Source organism: Flaviaestuariibacter amylovorans (genome assembly GCF_039541815.1).
In the GTDB taxonomy this organism is placed as follows: Bacteria; Bacteroidota; Bacteroidia; order Chitinophagales; family Chitinophagaceae; genus Flavisolibacter; species Flavisolibacter amylovorans.
In genome coordinates, this window is record NZ_BAABGY010000020.1 from 62681 (window position 1) to 76944 (window position 14264).

Sequence of the window (14264 nt, forward strand, 5' to 3'; positions counted from 1 at the left end):
TTGAAATCGCAGATCTGGGATCGCAGATCTGAGATCTAAAGGAGACGAAACCGAGATCACAGATCCGAGATCACCGATCTGAGATCTACAATACATTGAGTACTTGCTCCTTCGCCTTCTCGAGCTCGTCCTTCATTTGCACCACGCATTTCTGGATGCTGTGGTCGTAGGCCTTGGAGCCGGTGGTGTTGATCTCGCGGCCGATCTCCTGGAGGATGAAGGAAAGCTTCTTGCCCTTGTTCGGATCTTCTTCGTTGAGCACCGTGGTGAAGTAGTCGCAGTGGTTGGTGAGGCGCACCTGCTCTTCGGAGATGTCGATCTTCTCGATGTAATAGATCAGCTCCTGCTCGAGGCGGTTGGCATCGTAGTTCTCCTTGCCCACCTGCTCCTCTAGGATCTTCGTGATGTTCTCGCGGATCTTGCCCTGGCGCAGCGGCGCGAGCTCGTTCACGGCAGCCTGCTGCTCCATGATGTTGCGGATGCGGAGCTCGAGGTCGGCGCGCAGCGAGCGGCCCTCATCGGCGCGGTGCTCGTTGAGGGCGTCGATGGCGGCATTGAGCGCCGCCTCGAACTGCTGCCACTCGGCATCGGTGAGCGTTTCGCTCGAGGGCGTGATCACCTCGGGGAGCTTGATGATGGTATTGAGCAGGTCGCCGGTCTCCAGGCCCAGCTCCTCGGAGAGCGCGCGGAGCGAGTGGTGATAGGCCTTTACGAGGTCGGTGTTGATGGTGATGGGCTTGGCCGATCCGGTTTCCTTGAGCGAGATATTGCAATCGACGGTGCCGCGGCCGAGGCCTTCGGAAAGCACCTTGCGGATCTGGAATTCGAAGGGCTTCAGAAAGGCCGGCATCTTCAGCTGGAGCTCGAACTGCTTTCCGTTGAGTGACTTGATGTCGATGAGAAAGGTCTTGTCGCCTACAGCGCGCTCCGCTCTGCCGAAGCCCGTCATTGATTTGAGCATGAAGGATCTTTTAGTGCGGGTAAAGTTAGTTGAATGAGCACCGAAACGAAGGTGCTAAAAAGAAAAGCCCCGCAGAAATCTGCAGGGCCGTTATGTGAATGGGTTAGTAAGAACAGGAAACATAAATTTCCTATCACAATATTAAAAAGTTTTTTCGCTAATCAGAAAATTTTATGCACAAATTTATTCACATTTTTTTCTTGCGTGTTGTCGTGCGCGCATCAACAACGATCATCCGCAATCGATCCATCTACAGATGTTGCAACAGCGGCACGCGTTGTTGATGCACCACCTGCTTTCGTCCTCGGCGCAACACAACTGCTGCGTCGCCTACCTTTGCCGCATAATCGTTCTTATGCGTTTCGATCAACCTGTTCCGCTCACCGAGATCGCGCGTCTTATCGGCGCCGAGATCATCGGTAATAACGAAGGTGCCGCTACCGGCATCAACGAGATCCATAAAGTAGAAGAAGGCGACCTCGTGTTCGTAGATCATCCGAAATATTACCGCAAGTGCATCGAGTCGGCCGCCACCTTCATCATCATCAACCAACGCACGGAGTTCCCGCCCCATAAGGCTTTGCTGCTGGTAGACCAACCCTTCGAAGCCTACCAGACGATCGTGCGCCACTTCCGTCCGTTTGTTCCCTCGTCGAAAACGATCAGCGACAGCGCGGTGATCGGCGAAGGCTCGGTGGTGCTTCCCGGCGCCGTGGTGGGCAACCATGTAACGATCGGCCGCAACTGCATCATTCATTCCAATGTCGTGATCGGCGACCACTGCATCATCGGCGACGACTGCATCATCCAGGCAGGCACCGTCATCGGCTCCGATGCGTTTTACTACAACAAGAAAACGGACCGCCCGATCCACTTCCGCAAAATGCTGAGCTGCGGCCGCGTGCTGTTGGAAGAGGGCGTGGAGATCGGCGCCAACTGCACCATCGATCGCGGCGTGAGCGGCGACACGGTGATCGGCGCCGGCACCAAGATGGACAACCTCGTGCACATCGGTCACGACACCGTGGTCGGGAAGAATTGTCTCTTCGCCGCGCAGGTCGGCATTGCCGGCGCCACCACCATCGAAGACGGGGTGATCCTCTGGGGCCAGGTGGGTGTGAGCAAGACGCTGACGGTGGGCAAGGGCGCCGAGGTGTATGCGCAAAGCGGCGTGCCGGCGAGCATCGAGGGCGGCAAGAAATACTTCGGCTCTCCCGTGCAGGAAGCTTCGGTGAAGATGAAGGAACTCGTCTGGATCAAGCGCATCCCCGAGCTGTGGCAGCGGATGATGGGGAAGGAATAACTTCCTCCGGCGGTTGCGCTCTGTTGAAGTCAAAATTAAAAAGTCAAAAGCGCAAAGCGCGGAGCCCGGTTCCTGCGTGAGGCGACGGCAAATCCTTTTGACTTTTGAATTTTGACTTTTTACTTTAGCATCCGGGATGCCCGGGAAATCACTACGCCATGAACCTGATACCATTATATAGAAGAGGTGACGCCAAACGCCTCTTTTTTTCATGTACGGCACCAAACTGGCAACGGAATTGCACGCATCCGGGCATGCATCCTATGCGCCTCCTCCTTTTCCTGTTGTGTTTTGCGGCAGCCGGCTGCAGCGACGGCGCCACCGAGGCCGACCGCACGGCGGCGCCCGGCTCCACGGTCGACACAGCGGTGCTGAGTAACCCCGCCGACCTCGGCAGCCCCACCGATACCGACGACCACAACCTTCCCGGCGATACGGTGATCCTGGATGCACCCGTTGGCCCCACGCGGGTGATGGACAGTGCGCGATAACGAGCGGCAATCGGGAATCGGGAATCGGCAATGGGTTCGAGCTGCCGGAAGGTCGAGGGGCGCATGAAGATTTGTCGTGAGGCATGAATCGTCTCCCGAAGTTTCGGGACGTGAAGGGGGCGGCGTGGCCGGATGATCGTTGTTTCGTGAGCCGTGAGCGCATCCGATCGTCACTTGTTGTTTGTGATCGCATCGCACTTCTTAGGTGCACGTTCGGCGACCCGGCAGGCAATGCCGGGCGATCGCGAAGAATAAGCAATCAACACCCACGTCCCGGGCGTCTGCGCCAAAGGCTTCGCCGCCGGCGCAAGGGATGCGCGATACCGAAGATTGTTACATCAGCGGTATGATCCAACAAAGGAAGAATATTGGTTCGTTCAATGGAACCATTGAATAGGAACACCAATCATTTGCCTGTATGAACCCCTCCGCGCCGCCTTTAACGAGCACCCCTACGGGGTGCGGCTCCTTCTGATCGAACGTCTTTCTACCGAGCCCGCACCCCGATAGGGTGCAGGGAGGCTTGCGACTGTCTTTGGGTTGCAGCGTTTCTGGTAAGGCCCGTTTCTTGCGCCGGCGGCAAAGCCTTTGGCTTAGACGCCCGGGATGCATTTCTAGCAACGTGGTTGCGTGGATAAATAGGTATCCTTTAAAAAACAGCTCCGCAGGGCTCAACGCTCACCCAGTCACCCGCTCACTCCCAATTGCCGATTCCCGATTGCCGCTTCCCGCCCCCGGCCTACATTTATCCCACAATCGCCTGCATGCCTACAAAACAAGAACACGACCCGATCATCCCGCCCAAGGAACACGTGTACCTCGACGGTCCCAAGAGCCGGGGCTACGAGCTGCGCTTTGCCTGGAAGGTGTTCACCGAGCTTGTCACCGCTATCCGTACCCTGCACTTCGTGGGGCCCTGCATCACCGTCTTCGGCTCGGCCCGCTTCAAGGAAGACCACATCTACTACGAAGCAGCGCGCGAATTCGGAAAGCGCATCGCGCAGATGGGCTTCACCACCATGACCGGCGGCGGGCCCGGCATCATGGAAGCCGCCAACCGTGGCGCCTTCGAGGCCGGCGGCATGTCGGTGGGCTGCAACATCAAGCTGCCCTTCGAGCAGATCGAGAACAAGTGGATCCACCGCTCCATGACCTTCGAGCACTTCTTCACCCGCAAGACGATGCTCATCAAGTACTCCTACGCCTTCATCATCATGCCCGGCGGCTTCGGCACGATGGACGAGTTCTTCGAGACGCTGACCCTCATCCAGACCAAGACCATCACCGGCTTCCCTGTGGTGGTGTTCGGAAAGGAGTTCTACAAGGAGCTCATGGAGGCGATGCACGACATGGCGAAGCGCGGCACGATACATGAATCCGATATGGACCTCGTGCTGCTCACCGACGACTACGACGAGGCCATGGAGCACATCCGCAAATACATACAGGCCAACTACAAGATCAAACCGCGCCGCCGCCGCTGGTGGCTCTTCGAAAAAAAATGAACATGAAACGATACCTCCTGCTCCTCCTCTCCTGCGGCTCCCTTGGCGCGGCCGCGCAATCGTTGGCCCTGCACTCGCCCGATGGCCGCCTGCGGCTTGCGGTGACCCTCGCCGCAGATGGCCGCCCCGATTACGCCCTGAGCTTCGCCGGCCGCCCGGTGCTGCAACCCTCGGCGCTGGGCTTCCGCCTCGCGGCGCCCGCCGCGTCGCTGCAGCGCTTCCGCCTCCTCGGCGCCGACTCTTCGTCGCACGATGCCAGCTGGAAGCCCGTGTGGGGCGAATACGCTTCGATCCGCGACCAACACAAGGAGCTCCGCCTCCGCCTCGAGGGGCGCGAGCGCAACATCAGGGTGAACGTGGTGTTCCGCCTCTTCAACGAGGGCCTCGGCTTCCGGTATGAGTTCCCCGAGCAGGAAGGCCTGAACCATTTCATAGTGGCCGAGGAAAGCACGCAGTTCCGCCTCACCGGCGACCATACGGCCTTCTGGATCCCGGGCGACTACGACTCGAACGAATACCCCTACCACCGCAGCACGCTCAGCGCCGTCGATGCCGGCAAGGGTGAGCTGGCCACCGAGATCGGGCTGCGCCGCATCATCGCGCCCAACGCAGTGCAGACACCGCTGATGCTGAAGACGGGCGACGGGCTGTACGTAAACATCCATGAAGCGGCACTCGTCAACTAACCCGCCATGAACCTGCTGGTGGACCGCTCCAGCTACACGCTGTCGGCGGCCCTCGTACCCGACGCGACGGGCAACAAGGCGTACCTGCAGGCGCCCGCCCGCACGCCTTGGCGCACCGTGATCGTGAGCGACAAAGCCACCGAGATACTCGCCGCCAACCGGATGATCCTGAACCTCAACGAGCCTTCGAAGCTGCCCAACACGGCCTGGATCAAGCCGCAAAAATTCATCGGCGTGTGGTGGGAGATGCACCTCAATAAAAGCAGCTGGGACTATGGCCGAATGACCGGCGGCACCCTTGTGCCCCACGGCCGCCACGGCGCCAACACGGCCAACGTAAAGCGGCATATCGACTTCGCCGCGCAGCACGGGATCCCCGGCGTGCTGGTAGAAGGCTGGAACGTGGGCTGGGAAGACTGGTACGGTAACTGGAAGGAGAACGTGTTCGACTTCGTGACCCCATATCCCGACTACGATATAAAAGAACTGCAGCGCTACGCCAAAAGCAAGGGCGTGAAGATCATCATGCACCACGAGACCTCCGGCTCCGTCACCAATTACGAGCGACAGATGGACACGGCCTATCGCTGTATGCTGAAACACGGCATGAACGCCGTGAAGACCGGCTACGTAGGCCGCATCATCCCGCGTGGCGAGCACCACGACGGTCAGTGGATGGTGAACCACTACCTGCGGGTGGCCGAAAAGACAGGCCGCTACGGCATCATGGTCGATATGCACGAGCCTGTGCGCCCCACGGGCCTGCACCGCACCTATCCCAACTGGCTCGCGTCCGAGGCGGCGCGCGGCAACGAGTTCAACGCCTGGAGCGCGGGCAACCCGCCGGCGCACGAAACGATCCTGCCCTTCACGCGCCTCATGGGCGGCCCGATGGATTATACACCCGGCATCTTCGAAACGAAGATGGACACTTACGATACGTCGCGGCACTTCGTGGTGCATACGACGCTCGCCAAGCAGCTGGCGCTCTACGTCACGATCTACAGCCCGCTGCAGATGGCCGCCGACCTGCCCGAGCATTATGCGAAATACCCGGACGCATTCAGGTTCATCAAGGACGTGGCGGTGGACTGGGACGATACACGCTACCTCGCGGCGGAGCCCGGTGAGTACGTGTTCACAGCCCGCAAGGCGAAGGGTTCACCCAACTGGTTCCTGGGCGCCATTACCAACGAAAGCGCCCGTAGCGTCACCGGAAAACTCGACTTCCTGGAAAAGGGCCGCAACTACGTGGCCACGCTTTACCGCGATGGCGACGGCGCGCATTGGAAAGACGCGCCGAAGGACTACCTCATCGAGCGCTTCCTGGTGAACAGCTATACGGAACTCGAGCTGCACCTGGCACCCGGCGGCGGCACGGCCATCAGCATCAAGCCCGCCACGCCCGCGGATATGCTGCGCGTGCCGATGTATAGTGCGCGGTGAGGCAAGTCAAAAGTCAAAATTAAAAAGTCAAAAGCGCCAGCGATATCCGTGGTGGACCGTGTAGCCCTTTCCGGCGTCAGCCTTTTTGACTTTTGACTTTTGAATTTTGAGTTTCTGACCAAGGAAAACCGCCACCACCAAAACAGCAACGTACTTTCACCAGCACAAACGATCCCCATGGAATTCATTGAAATACTCGGCATGGTAGCGGGCTCGATCTCGGCCATCACGTTCCTGCCCCAGGTGATCAAGACCTGGCGCAGCAAGTCGGCTGCCGACATCTCGCTGCTCATGTTCACCTTCGCCACCATCAGCGTGATCCTGTGGCTGGTGTACGGGATCGCCAAGAAGAGCGTGCCCATCATCTATACCAACAGCCTCGTGCTTGTGTTCTCCGTGATCATGCTGTACTTCAAGTTCCGCTACGGCAAAAAGCACACCCCCGTTGCCGCATGAAGCCCGACACCATCATCTGGGACCTGGGCAACGTACTCGTAGACTGGAACCCGCGCTACCTGTTCAACAAGCTCTTCACCAATAAGGAAGAGCAGGATCATTTCCTCGCGCACGTGTGCACCGACGAGTGGCACCGCCGGCAGGATGGCGGCCGCCCCGTTGCCGAGGCCACCGGAGAGCTCGCGCAGCAGCACCCGGGCCTGGCCCATTACATCCGCGCCTTCTATGCCCGCTGGAAAGAGATGTTCGGGGGACCCATCACCGGGTCGGTAGCGCTTCTCGCGGAACTGAAAGACCGCGGCTACCGTCAGTATGCGCTGACGAACTGGAGTGCCGAGCTCTTCGACGAGACGCGTCCCGACTATCCGTTTCTCGAATGGTTCGACGGCATCGTGGTGAGTGGCGCCGAGCGGATGACGAAGCCGGATGCCGACATCTACCACGTGCTGCTGGAGCGCTATTCGGTAGATCCTGCGCGGGCCGTATTCATCGACGACCGCGAAGCCAACGTGCGTACGGCGCTACAGCTTGGCCTGCACGGCATCGTGTTCTCCACGCCTGACGCACTGCGGAACGAACTGAGGAAACTGGACATACTGTAACTTTCCACGCTCAAAAATTACCTGTGATCACAACCATCATTTTCGACCTCGGCGGCGTGCTCGTCGACTGGAACCCCGACTACGTGTTCGACAAGGTATTCGAAGGCCGCCCCGACGACAAGCAGTATTTCTACGGGCAGATCTGTACCTCCGACTGGAACGAGGAGCAGGACGCCGGCCGCTCCATCAGCGAAGCCACGCAATTGCTGGTAGACCGTCACCCCGAATGGAAGGAGCACATCGAGGCCTATTACGGGCGCTGGGAGGAGATGCTCGGCGGGCCGATCGAGGGCACCGTGGACCTCTTCCGCCAACTGAAGGAGTCGGGCCGCTATAAGATCTATGCGCTCAGCAACTGGAGCGCGGAAACCTTTCCCATTGCCCTGCAGCGCTACGACTTCCTGCACTGGTTCGACGGGCGCGTGGTGAGCGGCGAGGAGCGGATGCGCAAGCCCTTCCCGGATTTCTACCAGCTGCTGCTCGATCGCTACGGCGTGCGGGCGGAGGAATGCTTCTTTATCGACGACAACGAGCGCAATGTAAAGGCCGCTGAGGCGATGGGCATCCGCAGCCACCGGTTCACATCACCCGAAGGATTACAGACGGCGCTGCAGCAGGAGGGATTGCTCTGATCATTCTGGAAAAACAAAAGCTATGGTACACGATCCGCAGTCGCCGGCGGAAAAGGAACCCGCTCCGATACTCGCCAATCTTGTTGACCTGAAGCCTTACGAGCAGGCCCTGCGCGGCGGGCGCATCTGGCTATTGGTCATGGCCGTCGCCTGCATGGGGGCGGGCGTCTACAGCTGGTATACGTCCGAAGACCGCGCAACGGCCCTTCCCTTGCTGCTGATCGATACCGGCGCGGCAGCCCCCTTCGTAGCCTTTGCGTACTGGAGCCGGAAGCAGCCGGTGCCGGCATTCGGCACCGCACTCCTGACCTATATCGGCCTCCTGGGACTCATGTTCCTGAACGGAACACTCTTCTCCGGCTTCCTCCTCAAAATGATCTTCCTGAGTGCCCTCATCCGGGCCGTCCGCGATGCACGTGCCTACGCCCGCGTGCGCAGCTCCGTGGCAGCACCGGAAGCGTAACAACAAAAAGCCCCGACGGTTCTGTCGGGGCTTTCTTTTTAATGCCGCTTTGGAAGCTCGATATAGACCGAGTGGTCGGGCTGTACCCGCATGAAGACTTTCAGGTAGGTATGCACACCGCGGCCGCACTCTTCCGATGGACTCCAGGGACCGCTCCGGTCCAGTACCCCCCGCAGGGCGCTTCCTGCTGCCGTTGTATCTCCTGCCAGCTGCCTGTAAGTCTGCACTGAGCTGTCTTTTTTTATCAACAACTGGAACAGGAATACTGAGTCGCCGAGCGCACCAGGGGCAGGCAGCGCGGACAGGGCGGCAGCGGCTTCCCTTCCCAGCACCGGGAGCCCGCGCACCGGCAGCACGGGCTTTTCAACCTTCGTGAATACCTGGTCGTAATCCACTTCATCATCGCCCTTCCGCACCGGCTTCTTCTTTTGCGGGAACACCTCCGTCAGCTCAACGAAGACCGAGTCCTGCCGTACCGTTACCTCCACGTAATGCTCCACGGCCTTTGGGTTTCGCTTCATCCGGAGCAGGGAGTCGGGGAGCGTCCAGGCGCCGTGCTGCCTTTCGAACAGGTAGCGGTCGCCGGAGAAGTCGAGGTTGTGGCTGTAGAGGCTTCCCTTCTGCACATCGGTGACGAGGCGGAGCACCGGCAGGCGTCCCGGCCGCACCGTATAGCGAACGCTGTGCACGCCGGGGTTCCGCGTGAAGAAGGCGCGCAGCGGCGGGTACACGAACTGCCGCGTGCGCGTCTGTGTCTTCTGCGCGCCTGCGGGCAGTGCCAGCAACAGCGCGGCGATCGCTATGAGGATGCAGCGTTTCATTTATTCCAATACGGGGCGGAGCCAGCGCTCGGCCTCGTCGAGCGACATGCCTTTCCGCTTTGCATAGTCCTCGAGCTGGTCGCGGCCGATCTTGCCGAGGCCGAAATAGTGGCTTTGCGGGTGGGCGATGTACCAGCCGCATACCGAGGCGGGCGGGTTCATGGCGAGGCTTTCCGTAAGCTCGATGCCGATGTTCTCCGTGACGTTGAGCAGCGCGAAGAGCTTCAGCTTCTCGGTGTGGTCGGGGCAGGCCGGGTAGCCGGGCGCCGGACGGATGCCCTCGTAGGCCTCGCGGATAAGCTCGTTGTTGCTGTAGCTTTCGTTGGCGGCATAGCCCCAGTGCTCCTTGCGTACCGCCTCGTGGAGGCATTCGGCAAAGGCTTCCACGAAGCGGTCGGCCAGTATTTGCACCAGGATCTTGTTGTACTCGTCGTGGTCGGCGGCATAGCGATCGATATGACCGCGGGCGCCGTCGATGGTCACCGCGAACGCACCCATAAAGTCCGTAGCCGCACGCGGCTCTGCTCCCTCCCCCCCGGGGAGGGCCGGGGTGGGGTCTGGCATGATGAAGTCGGCGAGCGAATAGCTTGGTTGTCCGATGGCCTTCTTCATCTGCTGACGGAGGCTTTCAAGACGTACTTCTCCCTGCTCTGTCTGCAGCACGATGGTATCCCGATTGTTCGTGAGGGCGGGCCAGAAGCCGATGACGCCGTTGGCGGTGAACCACTTTTCCTCCACGATGCGCTGCACCATTTTCTGGGCATCGTTGTAGAGGCGCGTGGCCTCGGTACCGAAGATGGGATCGCTCAGGACCTCGGGGAAGCGGCCGGGCATTTCCCAGCCGATGAAGAAGGGTCCCCAGTCGATATAGCGGGCGATGGTGCCGAGATCATACTCCCGGAACACTTTCACGCCGTCTACTTTCGGCTTCGTGGGAGTGTATTTGCGCCAATCGAGATATTCTTTAGTGACGGTGGCCTCTTCGTAGGGAATCAGCACCTTCTGGCGCTGCTTGCCGAGGAACTGCTCACGCAGGGCCTCGTATTCTTTTTTGGTTTGCCAGAGGAAGTCGGCGCGGCCTTCTTTGTTCAGCAGGTTGCTCACTACTGTCACCGAGCGCGAGGCGTCGAGCACGTGGAGCACGCCGCCCTCGTATTCGGGTGCGATCTTCACCGCCGTGTGTGTGCGCGAGGTGGTAGCGCCTCCGATGAGCAGGGGCTGCTTCATGCCGCGGCGCTGCATCTCGCGGGCGATGTGCACCATTTCGTCGAGCGAGGGCGTGATGAGCCCGGAAAGCCCGATCACATCCACCTTCTCTTTCTCCGCGGCGTCGAGGATCTTATCGGCCGGCACCATCACGCCGAGGTCGATTACCTCGTAGCCGTTGCAGCCGAGAACGACGCCGACGATGTTCTTGCCGATGTCGTGCACGTCGCCCTTCACGGTGGCCATCAGCACCTTGGTGGCGCCGGCGGTTTCTTCGGAGGTAGTGCCCGCAGCGGCATGTGCGGCGAGGCGCTCTTCCTTTTCTTTTTCGATATAGGGCGTGAGCACGGCCACGGCTTTCTTCATCACGCGGGCGCTCTTCACTACCTGGGGCAGGAACATCTTGCCCGACCCGAAGAGGTCGCCCACCACGTCCATGCCGGCCATCAGCGGTCCTTCGATCACGTCGAGCGGCTTCGGGTATTTCTGGCGGGCTTCTTCCGTATCTGCGTCGATGTGCTCGGTGATGCCGTTGACGAGGGCGTGCTTGAGGCGCTCTTCCACGGTGCCGGCACGCCAGGCCTCGCTCTTCACTTCCTCCTTGCCTTTCGCCTTTACCGTTTCGGCAAACGACACCAGGCGCTCGGTGGCGTCGGGGCGGCGGTTGAGGATCACGTCTTCGCACAGCTCCCGCAGCTCCGGCTCGATCTCGTCGTATACCACCAGCTGGCCGGCGTTGACGATGCCCATGTCCATACCGGCCGAGATGGCGTGGTACAGGAACACAGAATGGATCGCCTCGCGTACCGGGTCGTTGCCCCGGAACGAGAAGGATACGTTGGACACGCCGCCGCTCACCTTCGTTAGCGGCATCTGCTGCTTGATGATGCGGGTGGCCTCGATGAAGTCGACCGCGTAGTTGTTGTGCTCCTCGATGCCCGTAGCCACGGCGAAGATGTTGGGGTCGAAGATGATGTCCTGCGGATCGAAGCCCACCACCTCCGTAAGAATACGGTAGGCGCGGGTGCAGATCGTGATGCGGCGCTCGAGCGTATCGGCCTGGCCCTGCTCGTCGAAGGCCATCACCACCACGGCGGCGCCGTAGTCGAGGCAGATGTGGGCATGGTGGATAAAGGCTTCCTCGCCTTCCTTCAGCGAGATGGAGTTGACGATGCACTTGCCCTGCACGCACTTGAGGCCTGCCTCGATGATCTCGAACTTGGAGGAGTCGATCATGATGGGCACACGGGCGATATCGGGCTCGGCCTGCAGCAGGTTGAGGTAGGTGGTCATGGCGTGCACGCCGTCGAGGAGGGCGTCGTCCATATTGACGTCGATCACCTGCGCGCCGCTTTCCACCTGCTGGCGGGCCACGGAGAGGGCCTCTTCGTATTTGTTCTCGCGGATGAGGCGGGCAAACTTTTTGGAGCCCGTTACGTTGGTGCGCTCACCCACGTTAATGAAGTTCGTTTCCGGACGCACCACCAGCGGCTCGAGGCCGGAGAGGCGGAGATAAGGATGGAGGATATTCGCTTCGCTCATATGTTGTTTTGCACCACAGAGGCACGGAGGCGCGGAGTGGTACGAAGGGTTAACTGGTTTGTATTTATACGGCCGCCGGGTAAAACAGCAGCCTTTCTCTTTTTGATCGGTCTTATGCGGGCTCCACTACCGGCAGCGGGCGCGGCTTCAGCTTGCGCACGTGCTCCGCGATGTGGCGGATGTGGTCGGGCGTGGTGCCGCAACAGCCGCCCACGATATTGAGAAAGCCGTTTTTCGCCCACTCCTCGATGAAACCGGCAGTGTCAGCGGGGTGCTCGTCGTATTCACCCATCGCGTTGGGGAGACCGGCGTTGGGATAGGCTGATGTATAGCATTCGGCGATCGTGCTGAGCTCCTCGATGTGGGGGCGCATCTCCTTCGCGCCGAGGGCGCAATTGAGGCCGATGCTCAGCGGGCGCGCGTGGCGCACGGAGGCATAGAAGGCCTCGAGCGTCTGGCCACTGAGGGTGCGGCCGGAAGCGTCGGTGATGGTACCGGAGATGAGGATGGGCAGCTCCCTCCCGGTTTCGCGGAAGTAGCGCCGGATGGCGAAGATGGCGGCCTTTGCATTCAGCGTATCGAAGATGGTCTCGATGAGCAGCAGGTCGGCGCCGCCGTCCACGAGGCCTTTGATCTGTTCGCCATAGGCATCGGCGGCATCGTCGAACGAAAGCGCGCGATAGCCCGGGTTATTGACGTCGGGCGACAGCGACAGCGTTTTGTTGAGGGGCCCGATGGCGCCGGCTACCCAAGGCGTGTTGTTGATGGCGTCGGGATGGGCGGCCACATAGGCGGCTACGGCCTCTTTGGCTACGCGGGCGGCGGCCACGTTGAGCTCGTAGGCGAGGGCCTGCATGCCGTAGTCTTCGAGCGACACACGCTGGGCGTTGAAGGTATTGGTCTCGATGATGTCGGCGCCGGCCTCGAGGTACTCGAGGTGGATGCCCTTGATGATGTCGGGCTGCGTGAGGCAGAGGAGGTCGTTGTTGCCTTTGAGGTCGGAGGGCCAGTCGGCGAAGCGGGCGCCGCGGTAATCGGCTTCCTGGAGGCCATGACGCTGGATCATGGTGCCCATGGCGCCGTCGATGATGAGGATGCGCTGGCCGAGCGCCGCACGGATGTCTTGCATAAAATCAATTTTGCAGCGGCGTTCGGGTACGGCCTTAAAAACGAGGGGAATCCGGGGAGGAGGGACGATCCTGCGTTTATTAGTTCCGTGGAGCCGAACAATAAACAAATCCGCTGTGGGCGCAAAGATAAGTCGGGAAAAGGTAGCAACGGCCCCCTGTCCCCCGGAGGGGGCACTTCGGTTGGAATTTTCCCGGGATCACCGTCGGTTCTTGTGGTGCGGCGCCCCCTGCCCCCCAGAGGGGGCACTTAGGCTGGCAGTTTCCTTAGGTAGCACACCTTTCCTCTGCACAATCAGCACCCCCTGTCGCAAGGGGCGGACCCTTCTTTTCCTCTTCGAACATTTCCTGCGGCGCCACAACACCCCCTGCCCCCCAGAGGGGGACTTAGGTGGGAATTTTCCCATTTTTTCGCGGCCTTTTTCACCTGGCGATCGCCTCACTTTTCATCAGTTTCACAGGATGGAAGAGAACATACGGATTAGCTATTTTGAAAAGGGGTTTCAGTGGACCGACCGGGCGCGGTTTGGCCGACTCAAAGCATATGCAAAGGAAATGCGGGCAAACCCGACGCCGGCGGAAAGTAAGCTCTGGGAGATGCTGCAGGCGCACCGGATCGCCGGGCTCCACTTCCGACGACAATTCATCATGCTGGGCTACATCGTCGATTTTGTCTGCGTCCGCAAGGCACTCATCATCGAGGCCGACGGCCCGATTCACGATACCCCGGACCAGGCTGTCTACGATGCGGAACGCACGAAGCAGCTAGAACAACTCGGTTTCACCGTGCTGCGCTTCCCCAATGAGGCGATATTGCAAAACACAGAGACCGTACGCGCCCAGATTGAAGCCACAGTACTAAATCGCCCCGATCTCAAACTGGTCTTCCTGAAGAAAAGACCGCACTAAAAAGTGAAGCAACGACCTAGGTTGTGTTGACAATTGGCGGAGGGTTTGCTTTTTGTAGATAAACTTCCGTGAAGAGCAGATACAGTGTACCTGATGAAGTTTGGCAGCGGATTG

13 protein-coding genes and 1 pseudogene are annotated in these 14264 nt (G+C 60.0%); 10 read left to right on the top strand and 4 right to left on the bottom strand.

All coding sequences use genetic code 11. The annotated features are described in order from the left end of the window. Positions 1 to 85 precede the first annotated feature (85 nt). Positions 86 to 961, bottom strand: coding sequence for a YicC/YloC family endoribonuclease (locus ABD937_RS23390; protein WP_345258486.1), 876 nt, complete (start codon positions 959 to 961; stop codon positions 86 to 88). Between the two features lie 355 nt (positions 962 to 1316). Between ABD937_RS23390 and ABD937_RS23395 the strand changes: the two genes are divergently transcribed. From ABD937_RS23395 to ABD937_RS23435, 9 genes and pseudogenes are all read left to right on the top strand, one after another. Then, positions 1317 to 2264, top strand: coding sequence for a UDP-3-O-(3-hydroxymyristoyl)glucosamine N-acyltransferase (locus ABD937_RS23395; protein WP_345258487.1), 948 nt, complete (start codon positions 1317 to 1319; stop codon positions 2262 to 2264). Positions 2265 to 2527: 263 nt separating this feature from the next. Continuing rightward, positions 2528 to 2755 carry a hypothetical protein gene (locus tag ABD937_RS23400; RefSeq protein WP_345258488.1) on the top strand — a complete coding sequence of 76 codons (228 nt, stop codon included), beginning with the start codon at positions 2528 to 2530 and terminating at the stop codon, positions 2753 to 2755. Between the two features lie 764 nt (positions 2756 to 3519). Next, positions 3520 to 4260, top strand: a complete 741-nt coding sequence (locus ABD937_RS23405) for an LOG family protein (protein ID WP_345258490.1) — start codon at positions 3520 to 3522, stop codon at positions 4258 to 4260. A gap of 2 nt (positions 4261 to 4262) precedes the next feature. Next, positions 4263 to 5738 (top strand): annotated as a pseudogene (locus ABD937_RS23960) (glycoside hydrolase family 97 N-terminal domain-containing protein); the annotation flags it as partial. A 225-nt stretch (positions 5739 to 5963) separates the two neighbouring features. Next, a complete protein-coding gene (locus ABD937_RS23965; protein WP_484489540.1) occupies positions 5964 to 6392 on the top strand; it encodes a glycoside hydrolase family 97 C-terminal domain-containing protein in 429 nt (142 codons plus the stop codon). A 177-nt stretch (positions 6393 to 6569) separates the two neighbouring features. Next, positions 6570 to 6848, top strand: coding sequence for a SemiSWEET family sugar transporter (locus ABD937_RS23420; protein ID WP_345258491.1), 279 nt, complete (start codon positions 6570 to 6572; stop codon positions 6846 to 6848). Then, the gene (locus tag ABD937_RS23425) at positions 6845 to 7450 is read left to right on the top strand and encodes an HAD family hydrolase (RefSeq protein ID WP_345258492.1); all 606 of its coding nucleotides are present in this window, start codon (positions 6845 to 6847) and stop codon (positions 7448 to 7450) included. The genes ABD937_RS23420 and ABD937_RS23425 overlap by 4 nt, the downstream gene beginning before the upstream one ends. Positions 7451 to 7473: 23 nt before the next feature. Beyond that, positions 7474 to 8082, top strand: coding sequence for an HAD family hydrolase (locus ABD937_RS23430; RefSeq protein ID WP_345258493.1), 609 nt, complete (start codon positions 7474 to 7476; stop codon positions 8080 to 8082). Positions 8083 to 8104: 22 nt separating this feature from the next. After that, a complete protein-coding gene (locus ABD937_RS23435) occupies positions 8105 to 8545 on the top strand; it encodes a hypothetical protein (RefSeq protein WP_345258494.1) in 441 nt (146 codons plus the stop codon). Between the two features lie 38 nt (positions 8546 to 8583). On the opposite strand, the gene ABD937_RS23440 is transcribed toward ABD937_RS23435, so the two are convergent. From ABD937_RS23440 to ABD937_RS23450, 3 genes are all read right to left on the bottom strand, one after another. Continuing rightward, positions 8584 to 9366: a hypothetical protein gene (locus ABD937_RS23440; protein WP_345258495.1), complete on the bottom strand. Its 783-nt coding sequence runs from the start codon at positions 9364 to 9366 to the stop codon at positions 8584 to 8586. After that, positions 9367 to 12114, bottom strand: coding sequence for a methionine synthase (metH, locus tag ABD937_RS23445; protein WP_345258497.1), 2748 nt, complete (start codon positions 12112 to 12114; stop codon positions 9367 to 9369). Between the two features lie 112 nt (positions 12115 to 12226). Then, positions 12227 to 13243 (bottom strand): homocysteine S-methyltransferase family protein, encoded by a 1017-nt coding sequence (locus tag ABD937_RS23450; RefSeq protein ID WP_345258498.1) that lies wholly within the window; start codon positions 13241 to 13243, stop codon positions 12227 to 12229. A gap of 460 nt (positions 13244 to 13703) precedes the next feature. On the opposite strand from ABD937_RS23450, the gene ABD937_RS23455 reads away from it, so the two are divergent. After that, positions 13704 to 14150 carry an endonuclease domain-containing protein gene (locus ABD937_RS23455; protein WP_345258499.1) on the top strand — a complete coding sequence of 149 codons (447 nt, stop codon included), beginning with the start codon at positions 13704 to 13706 and terminating at the stop codon, positions 14148 to 14150. Positions 14151 to 14264 lie beyond the last annotated feature (114 nt).

Coding starts and splice junctions, on each gene's coding strand:
- ABD937_RS23390 (WP_345258486.1), bottom strand. CDS start 961: ATGCTCAAATCAATGACGGGCTTCGGCAGAGCGGAGCGCGCTGTAGGC.
- ABD937_RS23395 (WP_345258487.1), top strand. CDS start 1,317: ATGCGTTTCGATCAACCTGTTCCGCTCACCGAGATCGCGCGTCTTATC.
- ABD937_RS23400 (WP_345258488.1), top strand. CDS start 2,528: ATGCGCCTCCTCCTTTTCCTGTTGTGTTTTGCGGCAGCCGGCTGCAGC.
- ABD937_RS23405 (WP_345258490.1), top strand. CDS start 3,520: ATGCCTACAAAACAAGAACACGACCCGATCATCCCGCCCAAGGAACAC.
- ABD937_RS23965 (WP_484489540.1), top strand. CDS start 5,964: ATGGCCGCCGACCTGCCCGAGCATTATGCGAAATACCCGGACGCATTC.
- ABD937_RS23420 (WP_345258491.1), top strand. CDS start 6,570: ATGGAATTCATTGAAATACTCGGCATGGTAGCGGGCTCGATCTCGGCC.
- ABD937_RS23425 (WP_345258492.1), top strand. CDS start 6,845: ATGAAGCCCGACACCATCATCTGGGACCTGGGCAACGTACTCGTAGAC.
- ABD937_RS23435 (WP_345258494.1), top strand. CDS start 8,105: ATGGTACACGATCCGCAGTCGCCGGCGGAAAAGGAACCCGCTCCGATA.
- ABD937_RS23440 (WP_345258495.1), bottom strand. CDS start 9,366: ATGAAACGCTGCATCCTCATAGCGATCGCCGCGCTGTTGCTGGCACTG.
- metH (WP_345258497.1), bottom strand. CDS start 12,114: ATGAGCGAAGCGAATATCCTCCATCCTTATCTCCGCCTCTCCGGCCTC.
- ABD937_RS23450 (WP_345258498.1), bottom strand. CDS start 13,243: ATGCAAGACATCCGTGCGGCGCTCGGCCAGCGCATCCTCATCATCGAC.
- ABD937_RS23455 (WP_345258499.1), top strand. CDS start 13,704: ATGGAAGAGAACATACGGATTAGCTATTTTGAAAAGGGGTTTCAGTGG.